This is a genomic window from Roseobacter insulae, assembly GCF_019375555.1.
Lineage (GTDB): Bacteria > Pseudomonadota > Alphaproteobacteria > Rhodobacterales > Rhodobacteraceae > Roseobacter > Roseobacter insulae.
Genome location: NZ_JAHXDN010000003.1, coordinates 50,207 through 72,736 on the forward strand (window position 1 = coordinate 50,207; position 22,530 = coordinate 72,736).

Here is a 22,530-nt window from a genome sequence, read left to right on the forward strand (position 1 = left end):
GCATGACACTCAACAGGTCATCATTGCAAGTCAGGGAGCGGCTTCTCGCGCTGATCAAATCCGGTGAATGGCGCGAAGACGGGCAGTTGCCAACCGAACGCAGCCTGTCAGAGAGATTTGACGTCGGCAGACGGCATGTGCGTCAGGCACTGGATGCGCTGGAAGAGGAAGGTCTGGTCTGGCGGCGACAGGGCAAGGGTACATTCATCGGACAGCCGGCGGACCCGATGGGGGATTTGGCGGCAAAGATCACCGGAGAGACGAACACGCTTGAGGTGATGGAGGCGCGCCTGTGTATTGAGCCGGAGCTGGCAGCACTCTGCGCCACGCGGATGCTGCCGGAGGAGATCGCCCGGTTGCGGCATCTGGCGCAACGGCAATTTGAAGCTGGTGATGCGCAGGCAACGGAATTGTGGGATGGCGCGCTGCACCGGCTGATCGCACAATGCGCGCGCAACCGTCCGCTGCTGACAGCCTATGCCCTGCTCGACAAGATCCGGTCAAACCCGGATTGGGTAGCCATCAGAGCCAAGGCGCGGGACGGGGCGTCACTGGCGGTCACCCATTCAGAGCATCTGGCCATCGTCGACGCCATCGCGCTGGGGCATGCTGCCGCCGCCCGCCACGCCATGCGCGATCATCTGGAAACACGCTTTCGGGCGCTGGAAGGCGAAATTGGCCATGCCGCTACCGCTGAAGGCAAGACCTTTTTCACCGTGGGGACAGAGATATGACAGAGCCATTCACCGCATCTGACATTGCCGCCGCCGAAAAGCTGATGGGGGTGACATACACGCCTGCTGAACGGGACCAGATGCTTAGCAACCTCGAGGGTCAGCTCCTCTCCGCACAGGCGCGCCGCGGCGTGGTTCTGGACAATGCAACCCCAATGGCCTGCCGATTTGATCCACGACTACCTAGTTTCACCATGCCGCATGGCCTGGATGATCTGCGCCTGTCTCAAAGACCGTTAGACCTGCCAGACAACGACGAAGACATTGCTTTTGCCCCGCTGACAGCCCTGTCACATTGGGTGGCCAGCAGACAAATCACGTCCCGCCGGTTGACGGAGATCTACCTTGCACGGATCGAAAAGCTGAACCCGAAATTGGAATGCTACGCCACCGTCACGGCCGATGTGGCGCTGTCTGAGGCAGACGCGATGGATAACCTGACGCGGGCAGGGGTGAGCCTCGGGCCGCTGCACGGAATTCCTTATGGGCTTAAGGATCTCTTTGATACCAAGGGGATCACCACCGGATGGGGGGCTGAGCCGTTTCAGAACCGGGTACCGGGCTCGGATGCTGCCGTGACGCGCAAGATGCGGGCGGCGGGGGCTGTGCTGCTGGGTAAAACCACCCTGGGCGCGCTCGCTTACAACGATCTTTGGTATGGCGGCTGGACCCGCAACCCCTGGAACCTGAACGAAGGCTCAAGCGGGTCGAGTGCGGGATCGGCCTCTGCAACGGCGGCGGGGCTGTGCGGGTTTTCCATTGGAACAGAAACGCTCGGGTCGATCACGTCACCGTCACAACGCTGCGGCACGACCGGCCTGCGACCGACGTTCGGACGGGTCAGCCGGACCGGTGCGATGGCGCTCTGCTGGTCGCTGGACAAGGTGGGCCCGATCTGCCGGTCGGTTGAGGACACAGGGCTCGTTTTGGCAGCATTGAATGGCCATGACGCAAAGGATCGCGGATCCATCGCCGCCCCCTTCGTCTTTGATGCAAGGCGCAGCATTGACGGTATGGTTTTGGGATACTTGCCGGAGGCCTTCGAGGAAGGCGCGACCGATGTTGACCGCGCCGCTCTGGTGGCTGCCAGGGGGCTGGGCATTACCGTCAAGGAGGTCACGCTGGAAGACCTGCCCTACGGTGCGCTGATGAATGTGCTTTACGCCGAAGCCGCTGCGGCATTCGAAGAGCTGACCCTGACCGATGCAGATGACACATTGAAATGGCAGGAGGAAGGCGCCTGGCCCAACACCATGCGCAAGGCACGGTTCCTGTCCGCAGTCGATCACGTAAACCTTGATCGCCTGCGCTACCGTGTGATGCAGGCGGTGGGCGAGATGATGGAGGGTGTCGATGCGCTGATCGGCCCCTTTATGACCGGGCCGATGTTGGTGGCGAGCAATTTCACAGGCCATCCCTGTCTGCATTTGCGGGCAGGATTTGAGCAGATCGCGACCCGCTCTGCCGCGTCTTTGGGCGCAGGCAAGCTGACCACCGGTGAAGCGGAAGGCGAACGTACCTTCCGGGTGCCGCAGGGGATATCGCTGTGGGGCCAGCTTTTCGATGAAGGGCCGCTTTTAAACCTTGGCATGGCGCTGGAGCAGGCGCTTGACGTGGCCTCGGAGCGGCCGGGTTTTCCACAATAATGAAGACCTGCAGAAAGCAGGCCGTTTTACTTGCAAATTGCGCAGAGACTGCGCCAGACATGGAGACGACAAGATGAAACGCAGAGAATTTTTGAAATCAACGACCGCGATCATGGGGGCTGCGATCGTGACCGGCGCGCCCGTCGCGGTGTTTGCTGAGGAACCGGTGCGCGGTGGCACCCTGATCTGGGGGCATTCCGAAACGACGCAGAACCTCGACATGCACCAGACGGGAACGGCCTCCACAGGCCGGTTGTTGCAGAACGTCCACGAAAGTATCGTGTCGGCTGACGCGGATTTCAACATCGTTCCAAACCTTGCAGCCAGCTTTGAGCAATCGGATGACGGGCTGACCTACACCTTCAGACTGCGCGACGATGTGATGTTTCACAACGGTGACAAGATGACATCGACCGATGTTAAATACTCCTTTGAGCGCGTGATGAACCCGGAGACCGGGGCCGTGAACTTCGAAGTGTTCAACGCGGTGGAGAGTATCGAGACACCCGACGATCTGACGGTGATTGTGAAGCTGGAAACCGTCAATGCGCCTTTCCTGTCACGTCTTGCGGAGAATGGCGCGGGCGTTGTGATGCCGCAAGGCACCGGTGACGTGCAGGGTGAAACGCCCATTGGCGCGGGGCCGTTCAAATTCATCCGCCGCGAGTTCGGGAATGAGGTCGAGCTTGAGCGGTTTGACGACTACTTCGGGGGACCAGCCTACCTGGACAAGGTCATCTCGCGCGAGATCACGGAGCCAACGGTGCGCCTGACCGGCCTGCGGACGGGTGAGTTGCACATGATCAACGACATTCCGCTCGACCGGATGAGCGAATTCGAGGGCAATTCAGATTTCCAGACGGTGGCGTGGTTCCCGCTCAACTGGGATTTCGTGAACTTCAACCATGATTTCGAACCCTTCAAGGATGCGCGTGTCCGTGAAGCCTTTGATCTGATGATTGACAAGGAAACCCTGATGCAGGGCGCGCTCTGGGGACAGGGCAAGACCTCCGCTTCGCCCAGCTTCCCGACATCGGCCTCCTACAATGACGCCATCAGCCAGCGCCCGCAGGATTTCGAACGCGCAGCTGCTTTGCTACAGGAAGCAGGCTACGGCCCCGGAGACCTGAAAATCGTGTTCAAGGTGACCACCAACTACCCTTATCACGTGGACAGTGCGCAGATCATGTTGGAGTGGTTCCGTGCCGGTGGCGTCGACATGAGCATCGAGCAGCTCACATGGTCGGATTGGCTGAGCCAGGTCTGGGTCGATAAGGACTTCCAGGTCACGATGATGAATTTCTTCACCCTGTGGGAGCCGGATTTCCTGTATTATTCGCTCTACCATTCCACTGGCGGTTTCAACTATCGCAAAATCTCTGAACCGGCGCTGGACGAGATGCTGGAGCGGGCACGCGTGACCGTGGACACAGACGCCCGCATGGCGATCTACAAGGACGTACAGCAATACATCAACGAGAACACGCTCGATGTGATTCTGTGGTTCCGCAATGGCACCATCGGGGCACAGCCGAACGTGATGGGTCTTGACACCGTCGTTCAGCCCAATGGGTCAGAGATGAACTTCCACAAGGTCTGGCTGAAAGCCTGATGCAGCTGTCCGGGGCGCTGCCGGCGCCCCGGACCCACCCAATGCGGAGGCGGCCATGACCTATATCGTCAACAGATTGCTGTCCGTGGCGCTGACGCTGCTGCTGATCTCAGTGATCACCTTCATGGTCACAAACATCCTGCCAGGTGACGTGGCGATGGTGATCATGGGGACGCAATCCAATCCCGAAGCGCTGGCCGGTCTGCGCGAGAGCCTTGGGCTCAACGACCCGCTGATTGTTCAATACGGGCGTTGGATCCTGGGGATTATGACGGGCGATTGGGGCACTTCGCTGGTGTTCAAGACGGCGATTGGTCCGTTGATCGCGGATAAAGTCGTTGCGTCCTCGCTCATTGTGGTGATGTCGATGACGATTGCCCTGTCCTGTGCCGTCCCGCTTGGGGTCTGGGCGTCGGTGCATCGTGACAAATGGCAGGACAATACTGCCTCAACGACGGCGCTTTTCGGCGTCAGCCTGCCGGATTTCTTCTTTGGGATCATGCTGATCCTGCTCTTTGCGCGGTATCTGGGCTGGTTCCCCTCCTCTGGTTTTGTACATCCGGCAGATGACTTTCTGGGCGCTGTGCGCCATGCGTTTTTGCCCTCTTTAGCGCTGGGTCTCGGGCTGATGGCCCATCTGACGCGCATGACCCGTTCGACGATGATGTCTGTTCTGGGGCAGGACTTCATCCGTATGGCCCGCGCCAAGGGCCTGCGAGAACGCACGGTCATCTGGCGCTGTGCGCTCGCGAATGCCATTGGTCCGGTCATAACGGTGGCTGGTTTGCAGGTGGGCTATCTTTTCGGCTCGATCATCGTGATCGAAAGCCTGTTCAATTTCACGGGTATGGGCTGGCTGACGTATCAGGCCCTGCTGAACCGGGACATCCCGCTGATCCAGAGCACCGTATTCGTCATTGCCGCTGTGGTCATGCTCACCAACCTGATTGTCGATCTGCTCTACACCCTCATCGATCCGAGGATCAAACTGTCATGAGGCGGTTTCTGACGGGCAAGGGCATCTTTGGCGGAACCATCCTGCTGCTGGTCATTGTGACCGCTCTCTTTGGTCCATTGCTGATCCCGGAGACATGGGCCACGCAGATGGACATGCGCGCGCGGCTCGCCGGGCCCTCAATTACGCATCCGCTTGGCACCGATCAGTTGGGGCGTGATCTGATGTACCGCGTGCTTTTGGGCGCGCAAACATCAATGATGATCGCGGGAACGGCGGTGTTGATGAGCTTGCTGATCGGGCTGCCCATTGGTGTCGTCTCAGGCTATTTCGGCGGGTGGATCGACAATGTGCTGATGCGGCTGGTGGATACGCTGCTGGCTTTCCCGGCGCTGCTGCTTGCCCTGACGATTTCAGCGGTACTGGGGCCAAACCTGACCAATACAATCATAGCCATCGGCATCGCCTTTACGCCCTATCTGGCGCGCATCATCCGCGGCGAAGCACTGCGCGTTGCACAAATGCCTTATGTCGAGGCGGCGCGTTCCGTCGGCACCTCGGATGGGAAGATGATCCTGCGTCATGTGCTGCCCAACATCATGCCCCCGATCATAGTTCAGGCCACGATCAGTCTCGCATTTGCCATTCTGGCCGAGGCCGGCCTGTCTTTTCTGGGGCTGGGCACGCAGCCCCCGGATGCAAGCTGGGGTTTGATGATCCAGGCCAGCCGCGACTATCTGGACATCGCCCCATGGACAGCGCTCGTGCCGGGCGCGGCAGTGGCACTCACGGTTTTGGGTCTGAATATGTTTGGTGACGTTTTGCGCGATGTACTGGACCCACGCATTGCCTGACCGTACCCGAAGTCCTTAACGTCTCACAAAGGAGCCAATGACATGCCTGTCCGAAACCGATTTGCTGAACTGCATGCCGAAGTAACCGCATGGCGCCGTGATCTGCACCAGCACCCGGAGCTGCAATATGATCTGCCACGCACTTCCGGCATCGTGGCAGACAAGCTGCGCGCCTTTGGCTGTGACGAGGTTGTGACCGGGATCGGCAAAACAGGTGTTGTCGGTCTGATCCATGGCAAGCGCACGGTCTCCGGCAAGGTGATCGGATTGCGGGCGGATATGGATGCGCTTCCGATCTTCGAGGCGACCGGAGCTGAGCATGCCTCGCAATCCCCCGGCAAGATGCATGCCTGTGGGCATGACGGGCATACCGCTATGCTGTTGGGGGCCGCGCAGTATCTGGCGGAGACGCGGAATTTCGATGGCACGGTGGCGGTGGTTTTCCAGCCCGCAGAAGAGGGAGGTGCTGGTGCCGAGGCCATGGTGCAGGATGGTCTGATCGACAAGTTCGGCATTTCAGAGATTTACGGGTTACACAACTCTCCGCTTTTGCCTCTGGGTCAATTTGCCATCCGCCCGGGTGCTTTTTACGCTGCGGTCGACAGCTTCCACATCAACGTGCGCGGCAAAGGGGGGCACGCCGCCCGGCCCAATAACACGGTGGATACAACGCTGGCGGCCTCAGCCATTGTCATGGCGTTGCAGTCCGTGGTCTCCCGAAACACGGATCCGCAACAGCCTCTGGTGGTCTCAGTGACCTCTTTCCGAACCGAATCCGAAGCCTTCAACGTGATCCCCGAGCATGTAGTGCTGCGCGGCACCGTGCGCAGTTTCGACATGGATGTACGCGCCGCAACACTGGACCGGATTGAGGCTCTGGCAAAACTCACCGCCGAAAGTTACGGGGCCGCGGCCGCGCTTGGATTTGATGAAGAACCTTACCCGGTGATGGCCAACCACGAGACCGAGACCGCGCATTGTATTTCCGCGGCGCGCGCGGTGGCCGGGACATGCATCACCGATGCACCGCGTACAACAGGCGGTGAGGATTTCGCCTACATGCTCCGGGCCTGTCCGGGCGCCTACATTCAGCTGGGGGTCGGCGCAGGGCCGGGCCTGCATCACCCGGAGTATGACTTTAATGACGAGGTGATCCCCACCGGCTGTTCCTATTGGGTCAGCCTCGTTGAGGAAAGGATGCCCGCATGATTGTGAATGCCAGCCCAAAGACCTGCCATTGGGGCTTCTTTGACGCGCAGCTGCCGCCGGTGACAACCATCACCAGCGGGCAGGAAGTCACAATAGATACGGTGTCGGGGGGGCCGCAAGTCTTGCCGGGCGACGGGTATCACGTGCCACCTGAACTGCTTGAAATCCACAAGGCTGGCGTGCCCTGGGTGCCCGGCCACATCCTGACCGGACCGGTGGCCGTTGAAGGCGCGAGGCCGGGTGATGTGTTGCAAGTGGATATTCTGGATGTGCAGCTGCGGCAGGACTGGGGGTATAACGTGATCCGCCCGTTGGTTGGCACTCTGCCAGAAGATTTTCCAGATACCCAGGCCACCACGATCCCGCTGGATACTGAGACCAAGGAGGCGACAATGCCATGGGGGCTGAAACTACCGCTTGCGCCTTTTTTTGGTGTGATGGCTGTGGCTCCACCGGTTGAATGGGGCCGGATTTCGACGATTGAGCCGCGTGCCCACGGGGGCAATCTTGATAACAAGGAACTCGTTGCGGGCACCACCCTCTACTTGCCGGTCTTTACGGAAGGCGCGCTTTTTTCCTGTGGCGATGGGCATGGCGCGCAGGGCGATGGCGAGGTATGTGTCACTGCCATCGAAACGGCCCTGCAGGGGCGGTTCCGCCTGACCGTGCGTCGCGACCTCGACGTGTCTTACCCCGAAGCGGAAACGTCGGAGCATGTGCTTACGATGGGATTTCACGCCGATCTGGACGTGTGTGTCGAAATCGCACTGCGCCGCATGATTGCGCTGGTGTCGGAGCGAACGGGCATCAGCCGGGAGCACGCCTATATGCTGTGTTCACTAGCGGGGGATCTTCGGATCACCCAGACGGTGAACCGCGAAAAGGGGGTGCATATGATGATGCCGAAAGAGTTGATACGGTCAGTGTCTGACGTCAGCGCTTATGGGTCCAATTAGGGCAATCTGCTAAGCGAGCGTTTGGCTCATCTGGTTGATTTAAGTGTATTGCGCGTTGTTTATGATGCAGGCGCCGCGTTGCGAGTATTTTTCGTTTGATGCTTTCGCGCTTTTTTACGGTGGTTTTGTGCCGCCCGAAATAGACATGGGCGGGTCCGGACGGCGTCTCTTTGAGCCTTGGATCACTCGGCCGCGAGGTTGTCGGAAGGGAAGGGCGCGCCCGATGCCGCCAGCCGATGCAGCGCTTCCGGCCGGAGTTGCGGGTAGCGGCGCAACATCGTCCAATCCTTGCGCCCGGTTACGAGGGAGACCTGTTCAATGGCGACACCCGCTTTGAAGAGACGGCTTGTGCCCTCGTGCCGCAAATCGCGGAAGTGCAGGTCCTTCACGCTAACCTCGACGCAGGCGCGCCGGAAGGCTGTGCCAACAGATCGAGAGTTATAGGGGACTATCCTGCCCTCAAGCGTCCCCAGATGCTTGCCCTGCGCCATGACCAAGGCCCAAGCGTCAAAACCAGTGGAATCAAACAGCGGAATGTGCTGGTCGTTTCGGTCTTGTTGCGCGGGTCTTTGCGGTCGCGGATCAGGAGCATCCGGCGGTCGACATCCAGATCGCGCCATGGAGCGGGGTAGGTGTCTTTTCGGTGCGCGTTCAGCGGTGGGCATCGTCGCGGCGAAGGAATGTCGCGCCGGGGGTCGCGGCGTTTTTGTCTGATCTGCGCACGGGCCAGACACCCAAGAGGAGCTTGGCGTTGTGGCTGTTTTTCGTGTGCGCTATGTGTGTCATGACTCGTCGTGGGAGCAAGCTCGGGCTACTCCCGCGTCATCCAGCACCGCAGCTTTAGCGGTCAACAGCCTGAAGTACATTGAATGATGCAGATCAACCAGCACGCTAAACTGTCGATCGCGCCGATGATGGACTGGACCGACCGCCATTGCCGGTATCTGCATCGTTTGCTCAGCGGGCAAACCCTTCTCTATACGGAGATGGTCACGTCGGCGGCGTTGATCCGCGGGCAATCCGTGCATTTGCTTGATCACTCGGCGGCGGAACACCCGGTGGCGCTGCAGTTGGGCGGGTCCGACCCGGCTGAATTGGCGCAGGCGGCGAAACTGGGCGAGGACGCGGGCTACTGCGAGATCAATCTCAACGTTGGCTGCCCCTCTGACCGCGTGCAATCCGGCTGCTTTGGCGCGGTGCTGATGGAGCGACCGGCGCTGGTTGCAGACTGTGTCTCGGCCATGCGGTCGGCTGTTTCCGTGCCGGTAACGGTCAAATGCCGCATCGGCGTTGATGATCAGGACCCCGAAGAGGTTTTGCCGGAGTTTCTGGCGCGCGTTGTCGGCACGGGATGCGACAGGGTCAGCATTCATGCGCGCAAAGCCTGGTTGCAGGGGCTGAGCCCGAAGGAAAACCGGGATATTCCACCTCTGGACTATGATCTGGTGATGCGCATGAAGGGGCTGTTTCCGAATCTGGAGATCACAATCAATGGCGGCATCACGTCTCTTGAACAGGCACGGGCGTTTCTGGAGGCGGGGCTCGACGGGGTGATGATTGGCCGGGCGGCCTACCATGATCCTGCAGCGATCCTGTGCAGGGCCGATCCGCTGATTTACGGTGTCGGCGAGGCGACGGTGCCGGAACAGGCGGTGCTGCAGATGCTGCCCTATATCGACGCGCATCTGATGCAGGGCGGCAAGCTGGGGCAGATCACGCGCCATATGCTAGGGCTCTTTACCGGCCGCCCCGGAGCCCGGGCCTGGCGGCGGGTCCTCTCCGAAGGGGCACATCACCCCGGTGCGGGGCCTGCACTGGTCGAACAGGCGCTGACGCATGTCGTCCGGCGCGATGCCGCCTGAGACTGGCCAAAACAGAGAGTCCCCGATGTCTGACCCCGCTTTACTTCTACAAATGCTTGGCCTTTTGCTGGTCATCGGTGCGTTTGCCGGCGTGCTGGCGGGCTTGCTGGGTGTCGGGGGCGGTATCGTCCTCGTGCCCGCCTATTTCTATGCTTTTCAAACGCTTGGATTTGAAAGCTCACAGCTGATGCAGATTTGTGTCGCGACCTCTCTTGCGACAATCATCGCCACCTCGGCCCGATCCGTGCACAGCCACAACAAGAAAGGTTCGGTGGATTGGTCTGTCCTGCGGGGCTGGGCGCCGGGGATCATGCTGGGGGCCTGTGCCGGCATGCTGGTGGTGGCGCAACTGCGCACCGCAACCCTGCAGTTCATTTTCGGGGGTTTGGCGATGACCATTGGCCTTTACATGGCCTTCGGGCGCAGTTCGTGGCGGCTGGGATCGGCAATGCCCGGCGGTGTGCTGCGGGCTGCGCTCTCTCTGACCGTAGGGTTTCTCTCCGTGCTGATGGGCGTTGGCGGCGGCAGTTTTGGAGTGCCGCTGATGAGCCTTTACAACACGGCCATTCACCGCGCCGTTGCCACGGCTGCCGGGTTCGGGTTGCTGATTGCGGTGCCCGCCGTTCTGGGCTTTCTGGTCACGCCCGTTGCCGCAGACATACGCCCGCCCGCGACGATCGGATCGGTCAATGTCATTGCCTTCGCCATCACCATTTCGATGACGCTGGTCACCACGCCGCTGGGCGCGCGGATTGCGCATGCGCTTGATCCCCGTCCACTGAAACGCGTTTTTGCGGTGTTCCTGTTGCTTGTGGCGGCAAATATGATGCGGAAGGCGGCGGGATGGTAGCGGCCTTCTTTGACAAGGGGTGGGTGGTGTTTCCGGTTGAACCGGCTGTTGAGAGATGGGCGAAACAGGCTTTGAACAGCGCTAAGGTCGCTGTACAGGCCTCTGAAAATAAACATCTACATCAGTGTGGCGGGACCTGGTTCGTTGGTCTGGATGCGCTGCCCAATGACGCGACGGGCCGCGTGGCGGACAGCGGTCCGCTGCGGGGGGCGGCGGTTGATTTTGCCACCCAGAACTGTGGCGGATGGCCTGCGCTGCACCGGGGGCAGCTTTCGGTGATCTATCCCGGTTATCCGCGTGCCCGCGAGGGAGAGGGCGATGCAGGCTTCCGGTACCGGCTGAACCGGGATGCCGCCCATGTGGACGGGATTATCGGCCTTGGTACGCCCAAGCGCCGCTTTGTTCGGGAACCGCATGCCTTCGTTTTGGGCATTCCGCTGACGCAGGCACATCCCGACGCCGCGCCGCTTGTCGTCTGGGAGGGCAGCCACCGGATCATTCAGACCGCCATGCAAAAGGTATTCGAGGGGCACGGCACCGACACCCTGTCAGACATCGATGTGACCAGCATCTACCAGGCGGCGCGCCGGGAGGCGTTCAATTCCTGTCGGCGGGTGCCGGTGCACGGGCCGCCGGGGTCCGCTTATCTGGTGCACCGCCTGGCGCTGCACGGGGTAGCCCCCTGGGCGCCACACGTACCAGCCGACCCCGGCGGGCGCATGGTGGCCTATTTCCGGCCGGAACTGGCGGGTGGGGTCGCCGCATGGGCGGCGGCACGGTAGCCATGCGCGACAGTTGCACCCGGTGCATTGCCGCCATGACGCCCCGCCCAAGGCTTTGCGCATCAGCCCCCTTGGCAAGCCGGTCGCCAGCACTTATACGCGCAGCCTGATCCCTCATCGGAGCCCGTAAAATGGTCGGCAGCGCAAACCTCAACATCATGATCAAGGCTGCCCGCCGTGCCGGGCGTGCTCTCGTCAAGGATTTCCGCGAGGTGGAGAACCTTCAGGTGTCGATGAAAGGCGCGGGCGATTTTGTCAGCCGCGCCGACATCAACGCGGAGAAGATCATCAAGGAAGACCTTATGACCGCGCGGCCGACCTATGGCTGGCTGGGCGAAGAAGGTGGCGGTGAGGAAGGGCAGGACCCGACGCGGCGCTGGATCGTGGACCCGCTGGATGGCACCACCAACTTTCTGCATGGTCTGCCGCATTGGGCGGTATCCATCGCGCTGGAGCATAAGGGACAGATCGTGGCAGGCGTGATCTTTGACCCGGCCAAGGACGAGATGTTCTTTGCTGAAAAGGGCGCCGGCGCGTGGATGAACGAAAGTCGGCTGCGGGTTTCCGGGCGCAGCAAAATGATTGAAAGCCTGTTTTCGACCGGGCTGCCATTCGGGGGCCGGCCCGATCTGCCCGACACGCTCAAGGAGATTGCCCGCGTGGCACCGGTATGTTCCGGCGTTCGTCGCTGGGGGGCCGCGGCGCTGGACATCGCATACGTGGCCGCAGGCCGGTACGACGGCTTTTGGGAACGGCGCCTCAACGCATGGGATCTGGCGGCAGGGTTGATCATCGTCCGGGAGGCAGGCGGCCTGGCCGAGGCAATCGATACCGCGGGCGATATCATCGCTGATGGCACGATCATCTGCGCAAATGAGGCGCTTTTCTCGCCCCTTGCGAAACTGGTGCGCAGCTAGAGCGGCCCTCGGCCCATTACGTCCAGGGGCCGCGCTTGCGCCGCGAGACCTTGGGAATGCGGCTCGTGGTAACGGTATAAAGCACTTCGGGATGGGGCGGATGCCCTTTGGTGCGGCGCCAGTATCCCGGCCCGCCGCGTTTCAGCCAGACAGGGGTCGCCAGCGCCAGACCGGCGAGAAATCCGCCTGCATGGGCCCAGTAGGCAATGCCGCCGGTATCCGGGTCGGAGGCGACGCCGCCGGCAAACTGCATCGCAAACCAGACAGCCAGAATGATCCAGGCCGGAATCGGGAAGATGCGGAAAAAGACGATGAAGATGATCAGGATATCGACCTTGGCTTTCGGGTAGAACAGCAAATACGCCCCCATGACACCGGCAATTGCCCCGGAGGCACCGACGGTCGGAACATTTGAAACCGGGGCCGAGACATATTGCGCAAGGCCCGCGATAACGCCCGTGGCGACATAGAACAGCAGGTATCCCAGATGCCCCATTTCATCTTCCACGTTGTCGCCGAAGATGAACAGAAACAGCATGTTCCCGGCAAGGTGCATCCAGCCACCGTGCAGGAACATCGACGACACCAGCGTATATGTTCCCTGACCGTGGTCGAGACGCGCGGGGATCAGCGCCCAGTCCATCCAGAAGGCATTGATCTGGCGTGCATCTTCCATAATGCCGAAGTAGCTGAGGAAGATGCCGATGTTGGCCGCCATCAGGATGTAGGTGACATATGGGGTGCCCCCCGAGGGGTTGTGGTCGCGTATTGGAAACATGGCGTTACGCTGAGCGATCGGGCGGGTGGCGTCAAGGCACCCCGGCACCACAGGCGCCGGGGGCAGGCGGTCAGGTGACCGCGCCCAGAAGCGCCGCGTTGCCGCCCGATGCCGTGGTGTCAACGCACACATGGCGTTCCGACCGCACCCGGGCGGTATCGGGAAGACCGGGGATCAGCGGGATAATCGGCCCGTCGCGCTTTGCCAGTGCCGTCTCAATCGCGCGCCCGGTGTCTGCATCGCCCCACCACAGCACACCGCCATAAGCGGGTCCCTCGGTGAGCTTCGCAGGATCGATGGCGCCGGTCGCCAGAACCGCCACGCCGCCCAGGGCTTCGACCGCGCGGGCCTGCGCCATCGCCGCATCCGATCCCGGCCCCATGCACAGGAGCGCCGGGCGTGGCAGGGTGCTCAGCCGGTTGGACTCGCCCGTCGGTCCCGGCAGGCTGTGAGTCGACAGCGGGGTGGGAAGGCACGGCGGCAGCACCGGAAGGTCTTGCAGGGGTGTGTCCCAGGTGCCGTCTCGGGTTTCACGATCCGGTTCCGCGAAACGTGGCAGGTAGTTCGGGCCACCCGCCTTCGGTCCGGTGCCCGACAGACCCTCGCCACCGAAGGGCTGGCTGCCGACAATCGCACCGATCTGGTTGCGGTTCACGTAGATGTTGCCCGCCTCAATACGTTCGGAAATATGCTGAACCCGGTCATCGATGCGGGTGTGCAGGCCGAATGTCAGCCCGTAGCCGGTGCCATTGATCGTGTCGATGACCCTGTCCAGTTCGTGCGACTTGAAGGTTGCCAGATGCAGCACCGGCCCGAATATCTCGCGCTGCAGATCCGTGATGCTGTCGACCCTTATCAGGGTGGGCGCGACGAAGGTCCCCGTGGTCGGGGCCGTCAACTCGGCCAGAATGCGGCCATCGGCGCGGGCCTGTTCCACGTCGTCGGCGATCCCCTTGCGGGCGGTGTCGTCGATGACCGGGCCGACATCTGTCGAGAGGTGCCAAGGCGCACCCATGCGCAACGTGTTCATGGCGCCGATCAGCATCTCGGTGAAGCTTTCGGCGATGTCTTCCTGTACGTAGAGACAGCGCAGCGCCGAACACCTTTGACCCGCAGACTGAAACGCGCTTTCAATTATCGATTGCACGGCCTGTTCCGGAAGGGCGGTGCTGTCAACGATCATCGCGTTCAGGCCACCGGTCTCGGCGATCAGCGGCGTGCCGGGCGCGCAATGTGCCGCCATGGCCGCGCGGATGCGCAGGGCTGTCGCCGTTGAACCGGTGAAGGCGACCCCGCCGACGCGTGGGTCGGACGTCACCATGGCCCCCACATCACCGCCGCCGGGAAGCAGTTGCAAGGCAGTGCGCGGCACCCCTGCCTCATGCAGAATGGAGACGGCAAGAAAGGCTGTCAGCGGTGTCTGCTCCGCCGGTTTTGCCAAGACGGCATTTCCCGCGGCGAGGGCTGCTGTGACCTGCCCGCAGAAAATCGCCAAGGGGAAATTCCACGGAGAAATACAGCTGAAAATCCCGGCGGGCGGGGTGTTCGTGGCTTGTGCCGCATAGTAGCGCAGAAAATCCACGGCTTCCCGCAGTTCTGCGACGCAGTCGGGCAAGCCCTTGCCTGCCTCGCGCGCCAGAACCGCAAAAATCTCCCCATAGCGGTTTTCCATCTGATCGGCCGCGCGCAAAAGAACCGCGCGCCGCGTTGCCAGCGGCTCGGACCACGTGGCGGCCTGACCGAAAGCGGTTGCGACGTCTGCGGCCGTGGCGGCTTGAACCGTTCCCGGCGTGTCCTCCGGGTCGGCCGGGTTGCTGACATCGGTTGTCGGGCCAGCGGCATCGACCTCTGCGGCCAGCAGGGGTGTGGCGATCCAGCGGTGCGCCGCAAAGGGGGTGCGGGCCGCCTCGATGGCGTCCAGTGTTTGGCTGTGCGTCAGATCGAACCCTTTGGCATTTGCGCGCAGCGGCAGGAAAATCTCCGGCCCGCGGGGGATCTGTGATGGCGGTGAGGATTGCAGGACATCAAACGGGTCAGCCGCCACCACTTCGGGTGGCACATGTTCATCGACGATCTGGTTGACGAAGCTTGAATTGGCGCCGTTTTCCAGCAAGCGCCGGACAAGGTAGGCCAGCAGGTCGCGGTGCGCGCCGACAGGTGCATAAATGCGGCAGTGCGTGCCATTTTGCTGCATGATCAGGTTGTGCAGGGTTTCTCCCATGCCATGCAGGCGCTGGAACTCGTACAACTCCGGATCGGCGGCCATCTGCAGGATCGCGACCACCGTATGCGCGTTATGTGTGGCAAATTGCGGATAGATACGATCCGTCAGTCCCAACAGCTTTTTCGCGTTGCAGATGTAGGAGACATCCGTGGCGGCCTTTTGCGTGAAAACCGGAAAGCCATCGATGCCTTCGACCTGCGCGCGTTTGATCTCGGTGTCCCAATAGGCGCCCTTGACGAGACGCACCATGATTCTGCGGTCGTGCCGCTTTGCCATATCGTACACTGCCTCGATCACCGTGCCGGCCCGGGGTCCGAAAGCCTGCACCACGATGCCGAAGCCGTCCCAGCCTGCCAGTGCCGGTTCCGCCATCACCCGGTCGATGACTTCCAGCGATAACGCGAGCCGGTCCGCTTCTTCGGCGTCGACGTTCAAGCCCATGCCCGCGGATTTCGCCAGCAGCGCCAAAGCCCGCAGGCGCGGCACGAGGTCCGTCATCACCGCCGTTTCCTGCGCCACTTCGTAACGCGGATGCAACGCCGACAGCTTGACCGAGATACCGGGGTTGAGGCGGATGTCGGAGGACCGGCAGGCCGTCGCGATGGCGGAAATCGCGCGCGAATAGCTCAGGTGATACCGTTTTGCGTCCGCCTCGGTTCGGGCCGCTTCGCCTAACATGTCATAGGAGTAGGTGTAGCCTTTTTTCTCCATACCTGCGGCACGTTGCATGGCGGCGTTAATGTCCTCACCCAACACGAACTGACGCCCCATTTCCTTCATCGCACGGCTGACGGCGGTGCGAATGACAGGCTCTCCCAGACGTTTGATTGCCGCCCGCAGATGGCGCACTGGCCCGGGTTGCTCATCGTCGAGAACCCGGCCGGTAAGCATGAGCGCCCATGTCGAGGCATTGACCAGGCTTGACGTGGAGTGCCCAAGGTGACGGCCCCAGTCGGACGGGGCGATTTTGTCTTCGATCAGCGCGTCGATGGTATCGGCATCGGGGACACGCAACAGGGCCTCGGCAAGACACATGAGGGCTACGCCTTCATCGGTCGATAACCCGTATTCCGCCAGGAAAACCTCCATCAGGCCCGGTGCGCTGGTGTCGCGAATATCGCGTACCAACTGTGCCGCCGATTTGCTGATGGCCGCGCGCGACTTATCTGACAGATCCGCCGTCCGGATCAGATCACTCAGAACGACGTCCTGATCCACGTAGGTGCCAGAATCGATCTGATGGCGCAGGGAGAGAGATGTGTCACGAACCATTTCGCAAACTCCAATGAAAACTTTGTATAGGATATATCAGAGTTCGAAGTCATAATGACTGAAGATGGCAAGGGAGCAGGGCGAAATGATTAAATTATCAAACAAGAATGACCAGAATGAACAGTTAAGCCTCGATCGGTTTGACCGGGCGATTCTGTCCGTTCTCGCAGAAGACGGGCGCATCAGCATCACCGATCTGGCCAAGCGGATCGGACTGTCGAAATCCCCGACACAGGCCCGCCTGCGGCGGCTTGAACAAAGCGGTGTGATCATCGGCTATCGCGCGCTGCTGGACCCGATACAATTGGGGCTGGACCACGTCGCCTTTGTCGAAGTGCGGCTCAGCGATACGCGGGAAAAGGCGCTGTCAGCCTTCAACGTGGCAGTGGTCCGGGTTCCCGAGATTGAGCAGGCGCATATGATTGCCGGCAGTTTCGACTACCTGCTGAAGGTGCGCACCAGCGACATGTCGCAATACCGTCAGTTTCTCGGCGACACGATCTCGACCTTGCCGCATGTGGCGGGCACGTCGACCTATGTGGCGATGGAGGCGGTCAAGGAGACGATGTTGGCGGATACCGCTTGACGCATCCGGTTGTTGCGCCAAACTTAGGGTCATGAAGAGAACACTACTTGCCGCCATCCTCAGCGCAGGGCCGGTTTTTGCGGAATGCCCGGCCCCTGGTGATTTTACCGCAGAGCTCGAAGGGTTGTTCGAAGAGGCGCGTGCCGCTGCGAATGATCAGGCCGGGCGCGCAGTGTCGGACAGGATGTGGCAGGTGTGGTTGCGAGCCCCGAACGAGGCGGCACAGGAAGTGCTCAACAACGGGCTTCGGCGGCGTGACAGCTACGATTTTGCCGGCGCGCTGAGAGAGTTCGACCGGTTGGCGGAATATTGTCCGCTTTATGCAGAGGGTTTCAACCAGCGGGCCTATATTCATTTCCTTCGGGAAGACTACGCCGAGGCATTGCTGGATCTGGACAAGGCGCTGATGCTGTCGCCCCTGCATGTGCCTGCGCAATCAGGGCGCGCGCTGACGTTGATGAACCTTGGCCGCATTGATGAAGCCCGCGCCCAGCTGTTGGTCGCGCTGGAGAATAATCCGTGGTTGTCAGAGCGATTCCTGATGGCGGAAGGGGGTCCCCTCGCGCCAGCGGGAAAAGATATCTGACCCGTTTACACTGCCCGTCGCTGCGCTATGGTGCGCCGCGTGCCCGCGTGGTGGAATGGTAGACACAGGGGACTTAAAATCCCCAGGCAGGAATGCCGTGCCGGTTCGAGTCCGGCCGCGGGTACCACCTCAGGTCGCTGGTCTTTGTCGACTTTTTTGAAAATCCCATGTGATTGATCCGTGCCAAAACCACCGCAAAACGGTGACGTGTTAAGCGCTCTGTAAGACCTCGCTTGTAAACAGCCCGGAGGTTTGCCTGCCGATGCAGTCGATGGGTCAGGTATGTCGTCCAGTTTACACGCAAAGGGTCACTTGATGCCGCTTCCCAAAAGTTCCCGCAGTCACAGCAATATCTTCAACAGCCTGTTCGCCAAATGCCTGGCGATGGTGGTGATCTGCGTGGTCTCGGTCGTGTCGGCCGTCTCTTATCTGGAGCACCGAATGGTCAAGCAGATCACTTATGACGGGCTTGGCACGCGCGCCGGTGAAGTGACCGGCCTGATGGCGATGCAGATGGGGGGCGCGATCCAGTTTGGCAATGCCAATGCGGTCGGCGACCTGGTCAGCGGTGTTCTGAAGGCGGCACAGCCCGATGCCGCGGGGGCCCTGGTGGTCAGATCGAACGGTACGGTTCTTTTCTCTGAAGACAGCGGCGCCTTCGATGAGGCCGCCGCGACCGAGCTTGCGCAAGAAGTACTGGAGACGGGCCAGATCGCAGTGTCAGACAACGGGTTGATCACGGCGCATCCAGCCACCTTTGGCGATGCCGGAGACGTTGTTGGTGTTGTAGTGACGGGCTGGTCGACCGAAAACCAGATCGCGATCGTGACGGAGATGGAGAAGAAGGCACTGGGCGCCGGATTGGCGGTCATGATCGTGGCGGTTGCCCTTTTCACCTATTTCCTGCGCAATCAACTGTCCCAGCCCTTGAAACGGATCAATGGCGCGATGCATGCGATTGCGGATCGCGACTACGACACCGAGGTGCCGTTCACCGGGCGTGGGGATGAAGTCGGGCAGATGGCGCGTAGTCTGGACATGTTCCGTGAAGCGTTGGCCGTTGCCAAGAAAGCGGAACGCGAAAGCGCGTTCAAAAGTGCGGCGTTTGTTGGCTCGACCGCGCCCATGATGATGGTTGACGAAGAGCTGACCGTGCTGTTCATGAACCCGGCCTGCGATGCGCTGCTGAACGATCTGATGGCCGACCTGACAGGTGACTGGCCGGATCTGGCCGCCCGCGGTGCGCTTGGCTCTGATCTTTCGAACTTCGGCGAGCTCCGCGCGTTGTGTGGAAAGATCAGGGATGAGGGTCTGCAGGTTCTGCCGCTGTCGCATAATGCAAAAATCGGCGATGCGCTGATCGAGATCAACTTCAACGCGGCGCTGGATGACGACGGGAAAATGATCGGGGCGGTGATCGAATGGGCAGATCAATCCGAGGCGATGCGCAATGCCGCGGTCTTGAACACCATTGACGAAAATCAGTTGCGGATTGAATTCAACAGCGCAGGCAACGTCGTCGACGCCAACGGCAACATGAAAAAGGTTCTGGCGCTGCAGGCGATCGAGGGAGCCGGTCTCGGGTTAAGCGATCTGTTCAAAGGGGCGACTGACGGATCGAAAAGCGACGGTGACCTGCGGTCAGAGGTTCTGCGCGGAGAGCCGGTATTCGGGCGCTTCGACGTGGAAGCGCCCTCCGGTGCAGGGCGGCTGGTCGTGGAGGGTAGCTTCTCATCCGTCATGTCGCCGAAAGGCGAGGTTGAAAGCGTGATCTTCCTTGGGTCGGACGTCACAAGTGCGGCGGAAGCCGAACTCCGGGCGGAACAGGAACGGGCGCGGATCACAGCAGAACAGCGCAGCGTTGTCGATGCACTTGGCATCGGTCTGCAAAAGCTCTCCGAAGGGGATCTGACAAGCGACATCACCACCGCCTTCCCGGACGATTACGAAAAACTGCGCGCGGATTTCAATGCGGCGGTCGCCGCGCTGAAGGATGCTGTTTCGGCGGTGATGCATAACTCCGATTCCATCCGGAATGAAACCAGTGAGATCACCTCCGCCGCGGATGACCTGTCCCGCAGAACCGAAAAACAGGCGGCCACGCTGGAAGAAACCGCCGCGGCCCTGGATGAGTTGACCAGCTCTGTCAGGTCAGCCGCGGAAGGGGCCGACGAGGCCTCCTCCATGTCTACGGATGCGCAATCCAACGCGGAAAAAGGCGGGGAGGTGGCGCGCCAGGCGGTAGAGGCGATGGACGCCATCAAGACCTCTTCGCAGGAAATCTCGAAAATCACCACGGTCATCGACGACATTGCCTTCCAGACCAATCTTTTGGCGCTGAACGCAGGTGTCGAAGCCGCGCGTGCGGGGGAAGCCGGGCGCGGTTTTGCCGTCGTGGCAACGGAAGTGCGCGCTTTGGCCCAACGGTCTTCCGATGCGGCCCGCGAGATCAACGTGCTCATCTCCAGCTCGGGAGATCAGGTTGCGAAGGGCGTCGACCTCGTCGACAAGACAGGAAGTGCGCTGGATGCCATCGTGACTTCGGTGTCCGAGATTTCGAAGCGGGTGTCGAACATCGCGGCCTCGGCCCGTGAACAGTCCGCAGGGCTGAACGAGATCAATACCGCGGTGAATGAGCTCGACCACGTCACGCAACAAAACGCCGCGATGTTCGAGGAAACGACGGCCGCAAGTCATGCGTTGACATCGGAAGCCGATGCGCTGGCCGCGGCAGTTGCCCGCTTCCGCCTTGATCATAGCGCGGCGGCCGCCCCGGTAGCCGTGGATGCAGAGCGTCCGGAACCGGCTGCTGCGCGGCAGCCACTGTCAGCGGGGAACGCGGCGATCAAGGTCGAAGAAGACGTCGATCTGGACTCCGGCTGGGAGGAGTTTTAACACGCGCAAGCCCCTATCTGCGCAAGCGGCGTAGCTGAGGGCGCGCCCTGCAACACGAATCAGACATCCAGTCGTCAGTCAGACCGTTGGCCGGAAAATTTCGACTGCCAGTCGGCACATTGATCGTCTGTGATTTTTGCAAACAGGACTTCCGGCACCTCGAACGCATGCCCTGGGGGCAGGGTATTCAGGAAGTCCGCGATGTTGTCCGGCCAAGCGCTGTCGTGCATCTTGAGACTGGACAGGATCGTCTCGCTGGCATCGGGCAGAAACGGCGCGGACAACACGGCATAGAGATGCGCAAGGTTGAGGCCCATTCTGGTCTGGACGGCAGCCTTTTCAGGGTCCGTTTTGAATGTCGTCCAGGGCGCCACGGTCTGCAGGTATTCGTTCCCGCTGGCCCAAATGGCCCTAAGTTCCTGCGCGGATTTTCGAACTTCCATGGCCTCCATCAGCGCGGCGTATCGTCGGACACGGCCCGTCAGGTCGCCGATAAGCGCGATTTCCGCATCGCTGTAAGCGCCCGATTCCGGCACCGCTTCACCGAATTTCGACCGGCAGAATTTGGTGATCCGGCTGACAAAATTTCCCAGAACGTCGGCCAGATCCTTATTGACCGAGCTCTGAAAGTTTTCCCAGGTGAATTCAGCATCACTGCTTTCGGGGGCATGGCTCAGCAACCACCATCGCCAATAGTCAGCCGGCAGAAGGTCGAGCGCCTGATCCATGAAAATGCCACGGCCTTGCGACGTGGAAAACTGGCCGCCATCATAGTTCAGGTAGTTAAACGACTTCAGATGGTCGACCATCTTCCAGGGTTCACCCGACCCGATAAGAGTCGCCGGGAAACTGAGGGTGTGAAACGGCACGTTGTCCTTGCCCATGAACTGGGTATAGCGCACGTCTTCCGCGCCCTTGTCGGTGCGCCACCACCGCTCCCAGTCGGCGGCTTGCAGCCCGTTGGCCTCAGCCCACTCGCCCGCGCAGGCAATGTATTCGATGGGCGCATCGAACCAGACATAAAAAACCTTGCCTTCCATGCCGGGCCAGTCTTCGGTGCCCTTGCGCACAGGAATACCCCAATCGAGATCGCGGGTAATGCCGCGGTCGCGCAACCCGTCGCCGTCGTGCAGCCATTTCTTCGCGATCGACGTGGTCAGAACCGGCCATTCCACTTTTGAATCGATCCAGGCGTCCAGATCGTCCTTGAGCTTGGACTGTCGCAGGTAAAGATGCTTGGTTTCCCGGACTTCCAGGTCGGTTGATCCGGAAATCGCCGACCGGGCGTCGATCAGGTCTGTCGGGTCAAGCTGTTTTGTGCAGTTTTCACACTGGTCTCCGCGGGCTTTGTCATATCCGCAGTTCGGACAGGTGCCTTCGATGTAGCGGTCGGGCAAAAAGCGGCCGTCCGCATGGGAATAGACCTGTTTCTCGCTGACCTCCCGGATCAGGCCGGCCTCCGCCAACCGCCCCGCGAAATGTTGGGTCAACGCGTGGTTCTGCGGGCTGGAGGAGCGCCCGAAATGGTCGAAGGACAGCCGAAAACCCTTTGCGATGTCGGACTGGATGGCATGCATTTCGGCGCAGTATTCCGCCACGGGTTTGCCCGCCTTGGCGGCGGCCAGCTCGGCCGGGGTGCCATGTTCGTCGGTGGCGCACAGAAACAGGACCTCATGCCCGCGCGCGCGCATGTAGCGCGCGAAAAGATCTGCGGGCAACTGGCTGCCGATCAGATTGCCAAGGTGCTTGATCCCGTTGATGTAGGGAATGGCGGAGGTGATGAGGTGGCGTGCCATGGCAAGGCCTTTTGTT

18 protein-coding genes and 1 tRNA gene are annotated in these 22,530 nt (G+C 61.0%); 15 read left to right on the forward strand and 4 right to left on the reverse strand.

Annotated features, from left to right (window positions below; genetic code table 11):
- Positions 1-2: 2 nt before the first annotated feature.
- The 7 genes from KX928_RS11620 to KX928_RS11650 all read left to right on the forward strand — a co-directional run bounded on the left by KX928_RS11620 (position 3) and on the right by KX928_RS11650 (position 7,966).
- On the forward strand, positions 3-734 hold the full coding sequence (locus tag KX928_RS11620) for a FadR/GntR family transcriptional regulator (RefSeq protein WP_219502275.1): 732 nt from the start codon (positions 3-5) through the stop codon (positions 732-734).
- Positions 731-2,380 carry an amidase gene (locus tag KX928_RS11625; protein WP_219502277.1) on the forward strand — a complete coding sequence of 550 codons (1,650 nt, stop codon included), beginning with the start codon at positions 731-733 and terminating at the stop codon, positions 2,378-2,380. Before KX928_RS11620 ends, KX928_RS11625 begins: the two co-directional genes overlap by 4 nt.
- A 73-nt stretch (positions 2,381-2,453) precedes the next feature.
- Positions 2,454-3,992 carry an ABC transporter substrate-binding protein gene (locus KX928_RS11630; RefSeq protein WP_219502279.1) on the forward strand — a complete coding sequence of 513 codons (1,539 nt, stop codon included), beginning with the start codon at positions 2,454-2,456 and terminating at the stop codon, positions 3,990-3,992.
- A gap of 55 nt (positions 3,993-4,047) precedes the next feature.
- Positions 4,048-4,989 carry an ABC transporter permease gene (locus KX928_RS11635; RefSeq protein ID WP_219502281.1) on the forward strand — a complete coding sequence of 314 codons (942 nt, stop codon included), beginning with the start codon at positions 4,048-4,050 and terminating at the stop codon, positions 4,987-4,989.
- Positions 4,986-5,801, forward strand: a complete 816-nt coding sequence (locus KX928_RS11640) for an ABC transporter permease (RefSeq protein WP_219502283.1) — start codon at positions 4,986-4,988, stop codon at positions 5,799-5,801. The genes KX928_RS11635 and KX928_RS11640 overlap by 4 nt, the downstream gene beginning before the upstream one ends.
- A 42-nt stretch (positions 5,802-5,843) precedes the next feature.
- On the forward strand, positions 5,844-7,010 hold the full coding sequence (locus tag KX928_RS11645) for a M20 aminoacylase family protein (protein WP_219502285.1): 1,167 nt from the start codon (positions 5,844-5,846) through the stop codon (positions 7,008-7,010).
- On the forward strand, positions 7,007-7,966 hold the full coding sequence (locus tag KX928_RS11650; protein WP_219502286.1) for an acetamidase/formamidase family protein: 960 nt from the start codon (positions 7,007-7,009) through the stop codon (positions 7,964-7,966). Before KX928_RS11645 ends, KX928_RS11650 begins: the two co-directional genes overlap by 4 nt.
- A 182-nt stretch (positions 7,967-8,148) precedes the next feature.
- On the opposite strand, the gene KX928_RS11655 is transcribed toward KX928_RS11650, so the two are convergent.
- Complete coding sequence (locus tag KX928_RS11655) at positions 8,149-8,457, reverse strand: tyrosine-type recombinase/integrase (protein WP_257883729.1); 309 nt, start codon at positions 8,455-8,457, stop codon at positions 8,149-8,151.
- Between the two features lie 381 nt (positions 8,458-8,838).
- Here KX928_RS11655 and dusA point away from each other — a divergent pair, with 381 nt between their 5' ends.
- From dusA to KX928_RS11675, 4 genes are all read left to right on the forward strand, one after another.
- Entirely contained in the window at positions 8,839-9,828 is a 990-nt protein-coding gene (gene dusA / locus KX928_RS11660) for a tRNA dihydrouridine(20/20a) synthase DusA (protein ID WP_219503793.1), read from the forward strand.
- Positions 9,829-9,853: 25 nt separating this feature from the next.
- Complete coding sequence (locus KX928_RS11665) at positions 9,854-10,678, forward strand: sulfite exporter TauE/SafE family protein (RefSeq protein WP_219502288.1); 825 nt, start codon at positions 9,854-9,856, stop codon at positions 10,676-10,678.
- Entirely contained in the window at positions 10,672-11,460 is a 789-nt protein-coding gene (locus KX928_RS11670) for a hypothetical protein (RefSeq protein ID WP_219502291.1), read from the forward strand. Before KX928_RS11665 ends, KX928_RS11670 begins: the two co-directional genes overlap by 7 nt.
- 131 nt (positions 11,461-11,591) lie before the next feature.
- Positions 11,592-12,377, forward strand: a complete 786-nt coding sequence (locus KX928_RS11675) for an inositol monophosphatase family protein (protein WP_219502292.1) — start codon at positions 11,592-11,594, stop codon at positions 12,375-12,377.
- 16 nt (positions 12,378-12,393) lie between these two features.
- Here the strand turns inward: KX928_RS11675 and KX928_RS11680 are convergent, their stop codons facing one another.
- A complete protein-coding gene (locus KX928_RS11680) occupies positions 12,394-13,155 on the reverse strand; it encodes a rhomboid family intramembrane serine protease (RefSeq protein ID WP_219502293.1) in 762 nt (253 codons plus the stop codon).
- 70 nt (positions 13,156-13,225) lie between these two features.
- The gene (gene putA, locus KX928_RS11685; protein WP_219502294.1) at positions 13,226-16,651 is read right to left on the reverse strand and encodes a bifunctional proline dehydrogenase/L-glutamate gamma-semialdehyde dehydrogenase PutA; all 3,426 of its coding nucleotides are present in this window, start codon (positions 16,649-16,651) and stop codon (positions 13,226-13,228) included.
- Positions 16,652-16,736: 85 nt separating this feature from the next.
- On the opposite strand from putA, the gene KX928_RS11690 reads away from it, so the two are divergent.
- The 4 genes from KX928_RS11690 (at position 16,737) to KX928_RS11705 (ending at position 20,718) form a co-directional block, all read left to right on the forward strand.
- Positions 16,737-17,237 carry an Lrp/AsnC family transcriptional regulator gene (locus KX928_RS11690; RefSeq protein WP_219502297.1) on the forward strand — a complete coding sequence of 167 codons (501 nt, stop codon included), beginning with the start codon at positions 16,737-16,739 and terminating at the stop codon, positions 17,235-17,237.
- A gap of 31 nt (positions 17,238-17,268) precedes the next feature.
- Positions 17,269-17,823: a tetratricopeptide repeat protein gene (locus tag KX928_RS11695; protein WP_219502299.1), complete on the forward strand. Its 555-nt coding sequence runs from the start codon at positions 17,269-17,271 to the stop codon at positions 17,821-17,823.
- Between the two features lie 41 nt (positions 17,824-17,864).
- Positions 17,865-17,950: transfer RNA gene (locus KX928_RS11700), tRNA-Leu, on the forward strand.
- Between the two features lie 188 nt (positions 17,951-18,138).
- Complete coding sequence (locus KX928_RS11705; RefSeq protein WP_219502301.1) at positions 18,139-20,718, forward strand: methyl-accepting chemotaxis protein; 2,580 nt, start codon at positions 18,139-18,141, stop codon at positions 20,716-20,718.
- Between the two features lie 74 nt (positions 20,719-20,792).
- Here the strand turns inward: KX928_RS11705 and metG are convergent, their stop codons facing one another.
- Positions 20,793-22,514, reverse strand: coding sequence for a methionine--tRNA ligase (gene metG / locus KX928_RS11710; protein WP_219502303.1), 1,722 nt, complete (start codon positions 22,512-22,514; stop codon positions 20,793-20,795).
- Between the last annotated feature and the right edge of the window lie 16 nt (positions 22,515-22,530).

Coding starts and splice junctions, on each gene's coding strand:
- KX928_RS11705 (WP_219502301.1), top strand. CDS start 18,139: ATGCCGCTTCCCAAAAGTTCCCGCAGTCACAGCAATATCTTCAACAGC.
- KX928_RS11665 (WP_219502288.1), top strand. CDS start 9,854: ATGTCTGACCCCGCTTTACTTCTACAAATGCTTGGCCTTTTGCTGGTC.
- KX928_RS11625 (WP_219502277.1), top strand. CDS start 731: ATGACAGAGCCATTCACCGCATCTGACATTGCCGCCGCCGAAAAGCTG.
- KX928_RS11695 (WP_219502299.1), top strand. CDS start 17,269: ATGAAGAGAACACTACTTGCCGCCATCCTCAGCGCAGGGCCGGTTTTT.
- KX928_RS11650 (WP_219502286.1), top strand. CDS start 7,007: ATGATTGTGAATGCCAGCCCAAAGACCTGCCATTGGGGCTTCTTTGAC.
- dusA (WP_219503793.1), top strand. CDS start 8,839: ATGCAGATCAACCAGCACGCTAAACTGTCGATCGCGCCGATGATGGAC.
- KX928_RS11640 (WP_219502283.1), top strand. CDS start 4,986: ATGAGGCGGTTTCTGACGGGCAAGGGCATCTTTGGCGGAACCATCCTG.
- metG (WP_219502303.1), bottom strand. CDS start 22,514: ATGGCACGCCACCTCATCACCTCCGCCATTCCCTACATCAACGGGATC.
- putA (WP_219502294.1), bottom strand. CDS start 16,651: ATGGTTCGTGACACATCTCTCTCCCTGCGCCATCAGATCGATTCTGGC.
- KX928_RS11630 (WP_219502279.1), top strand. CDS start 2,454: ATGAAACGCAGAGAATTTTTGAAATCAACGACCGCGATCATGGGGGCT.
- KX928_RS11680 (WP_219502293.1), bottom strand. CDS start 13,155: ATGTTTCCAATACGCGACCACAACCCCTCGGGGGGCACCCCATATGTC.
- KX928_RS11690 (WP_219502297.1), top strand. CDS start 16,737: ATGATTAAATTATCAAACAAGAATGACCAGAATGAACAGTTAAGCCTC.
- KX928_RS11655 (WP_257883729.1), bottom strand. CDS start 8,457: ATGGCGCAGGGCAAGCATCTGGGGACGCTTGAGGGCAGGATAGTCCCC.
- KX928_RS11645 (WP_219502285.1), top strand. CDS start 5,844: ATGCCTGTCCGAAACCGATTTGCTGAACTGCATGCCGAAGTAACCGCA.
- KX928_RS11620 (WP_219502275.1), top strand. CDS start 3: ATGACACTCAACAGGTCATCATTGCAAGTCAGGGAGCGGCTTCTCGCG.
- KX928_RS11635 (WP_219502281.1), top strand. CDS start 4,048: ATGACCTATATCGTCAACAGATTGCTGTCCGTGGCGCTGACGCTGCTG.
- KX928_RS11670 (WP_219502291.1), top strand. CDS start 10,672: ATGGTAGCGGCCTTCTTTGACAAGGGGTGGGTGGTGTTTCCGGTTGAA.
- KX928_RS11675 (WP_219502292.1), top strand. CDS start 11,592: ATGGTCGGCAGCGCAAACCTCAACATCATGATCAAGGCTGCCCGCCGT.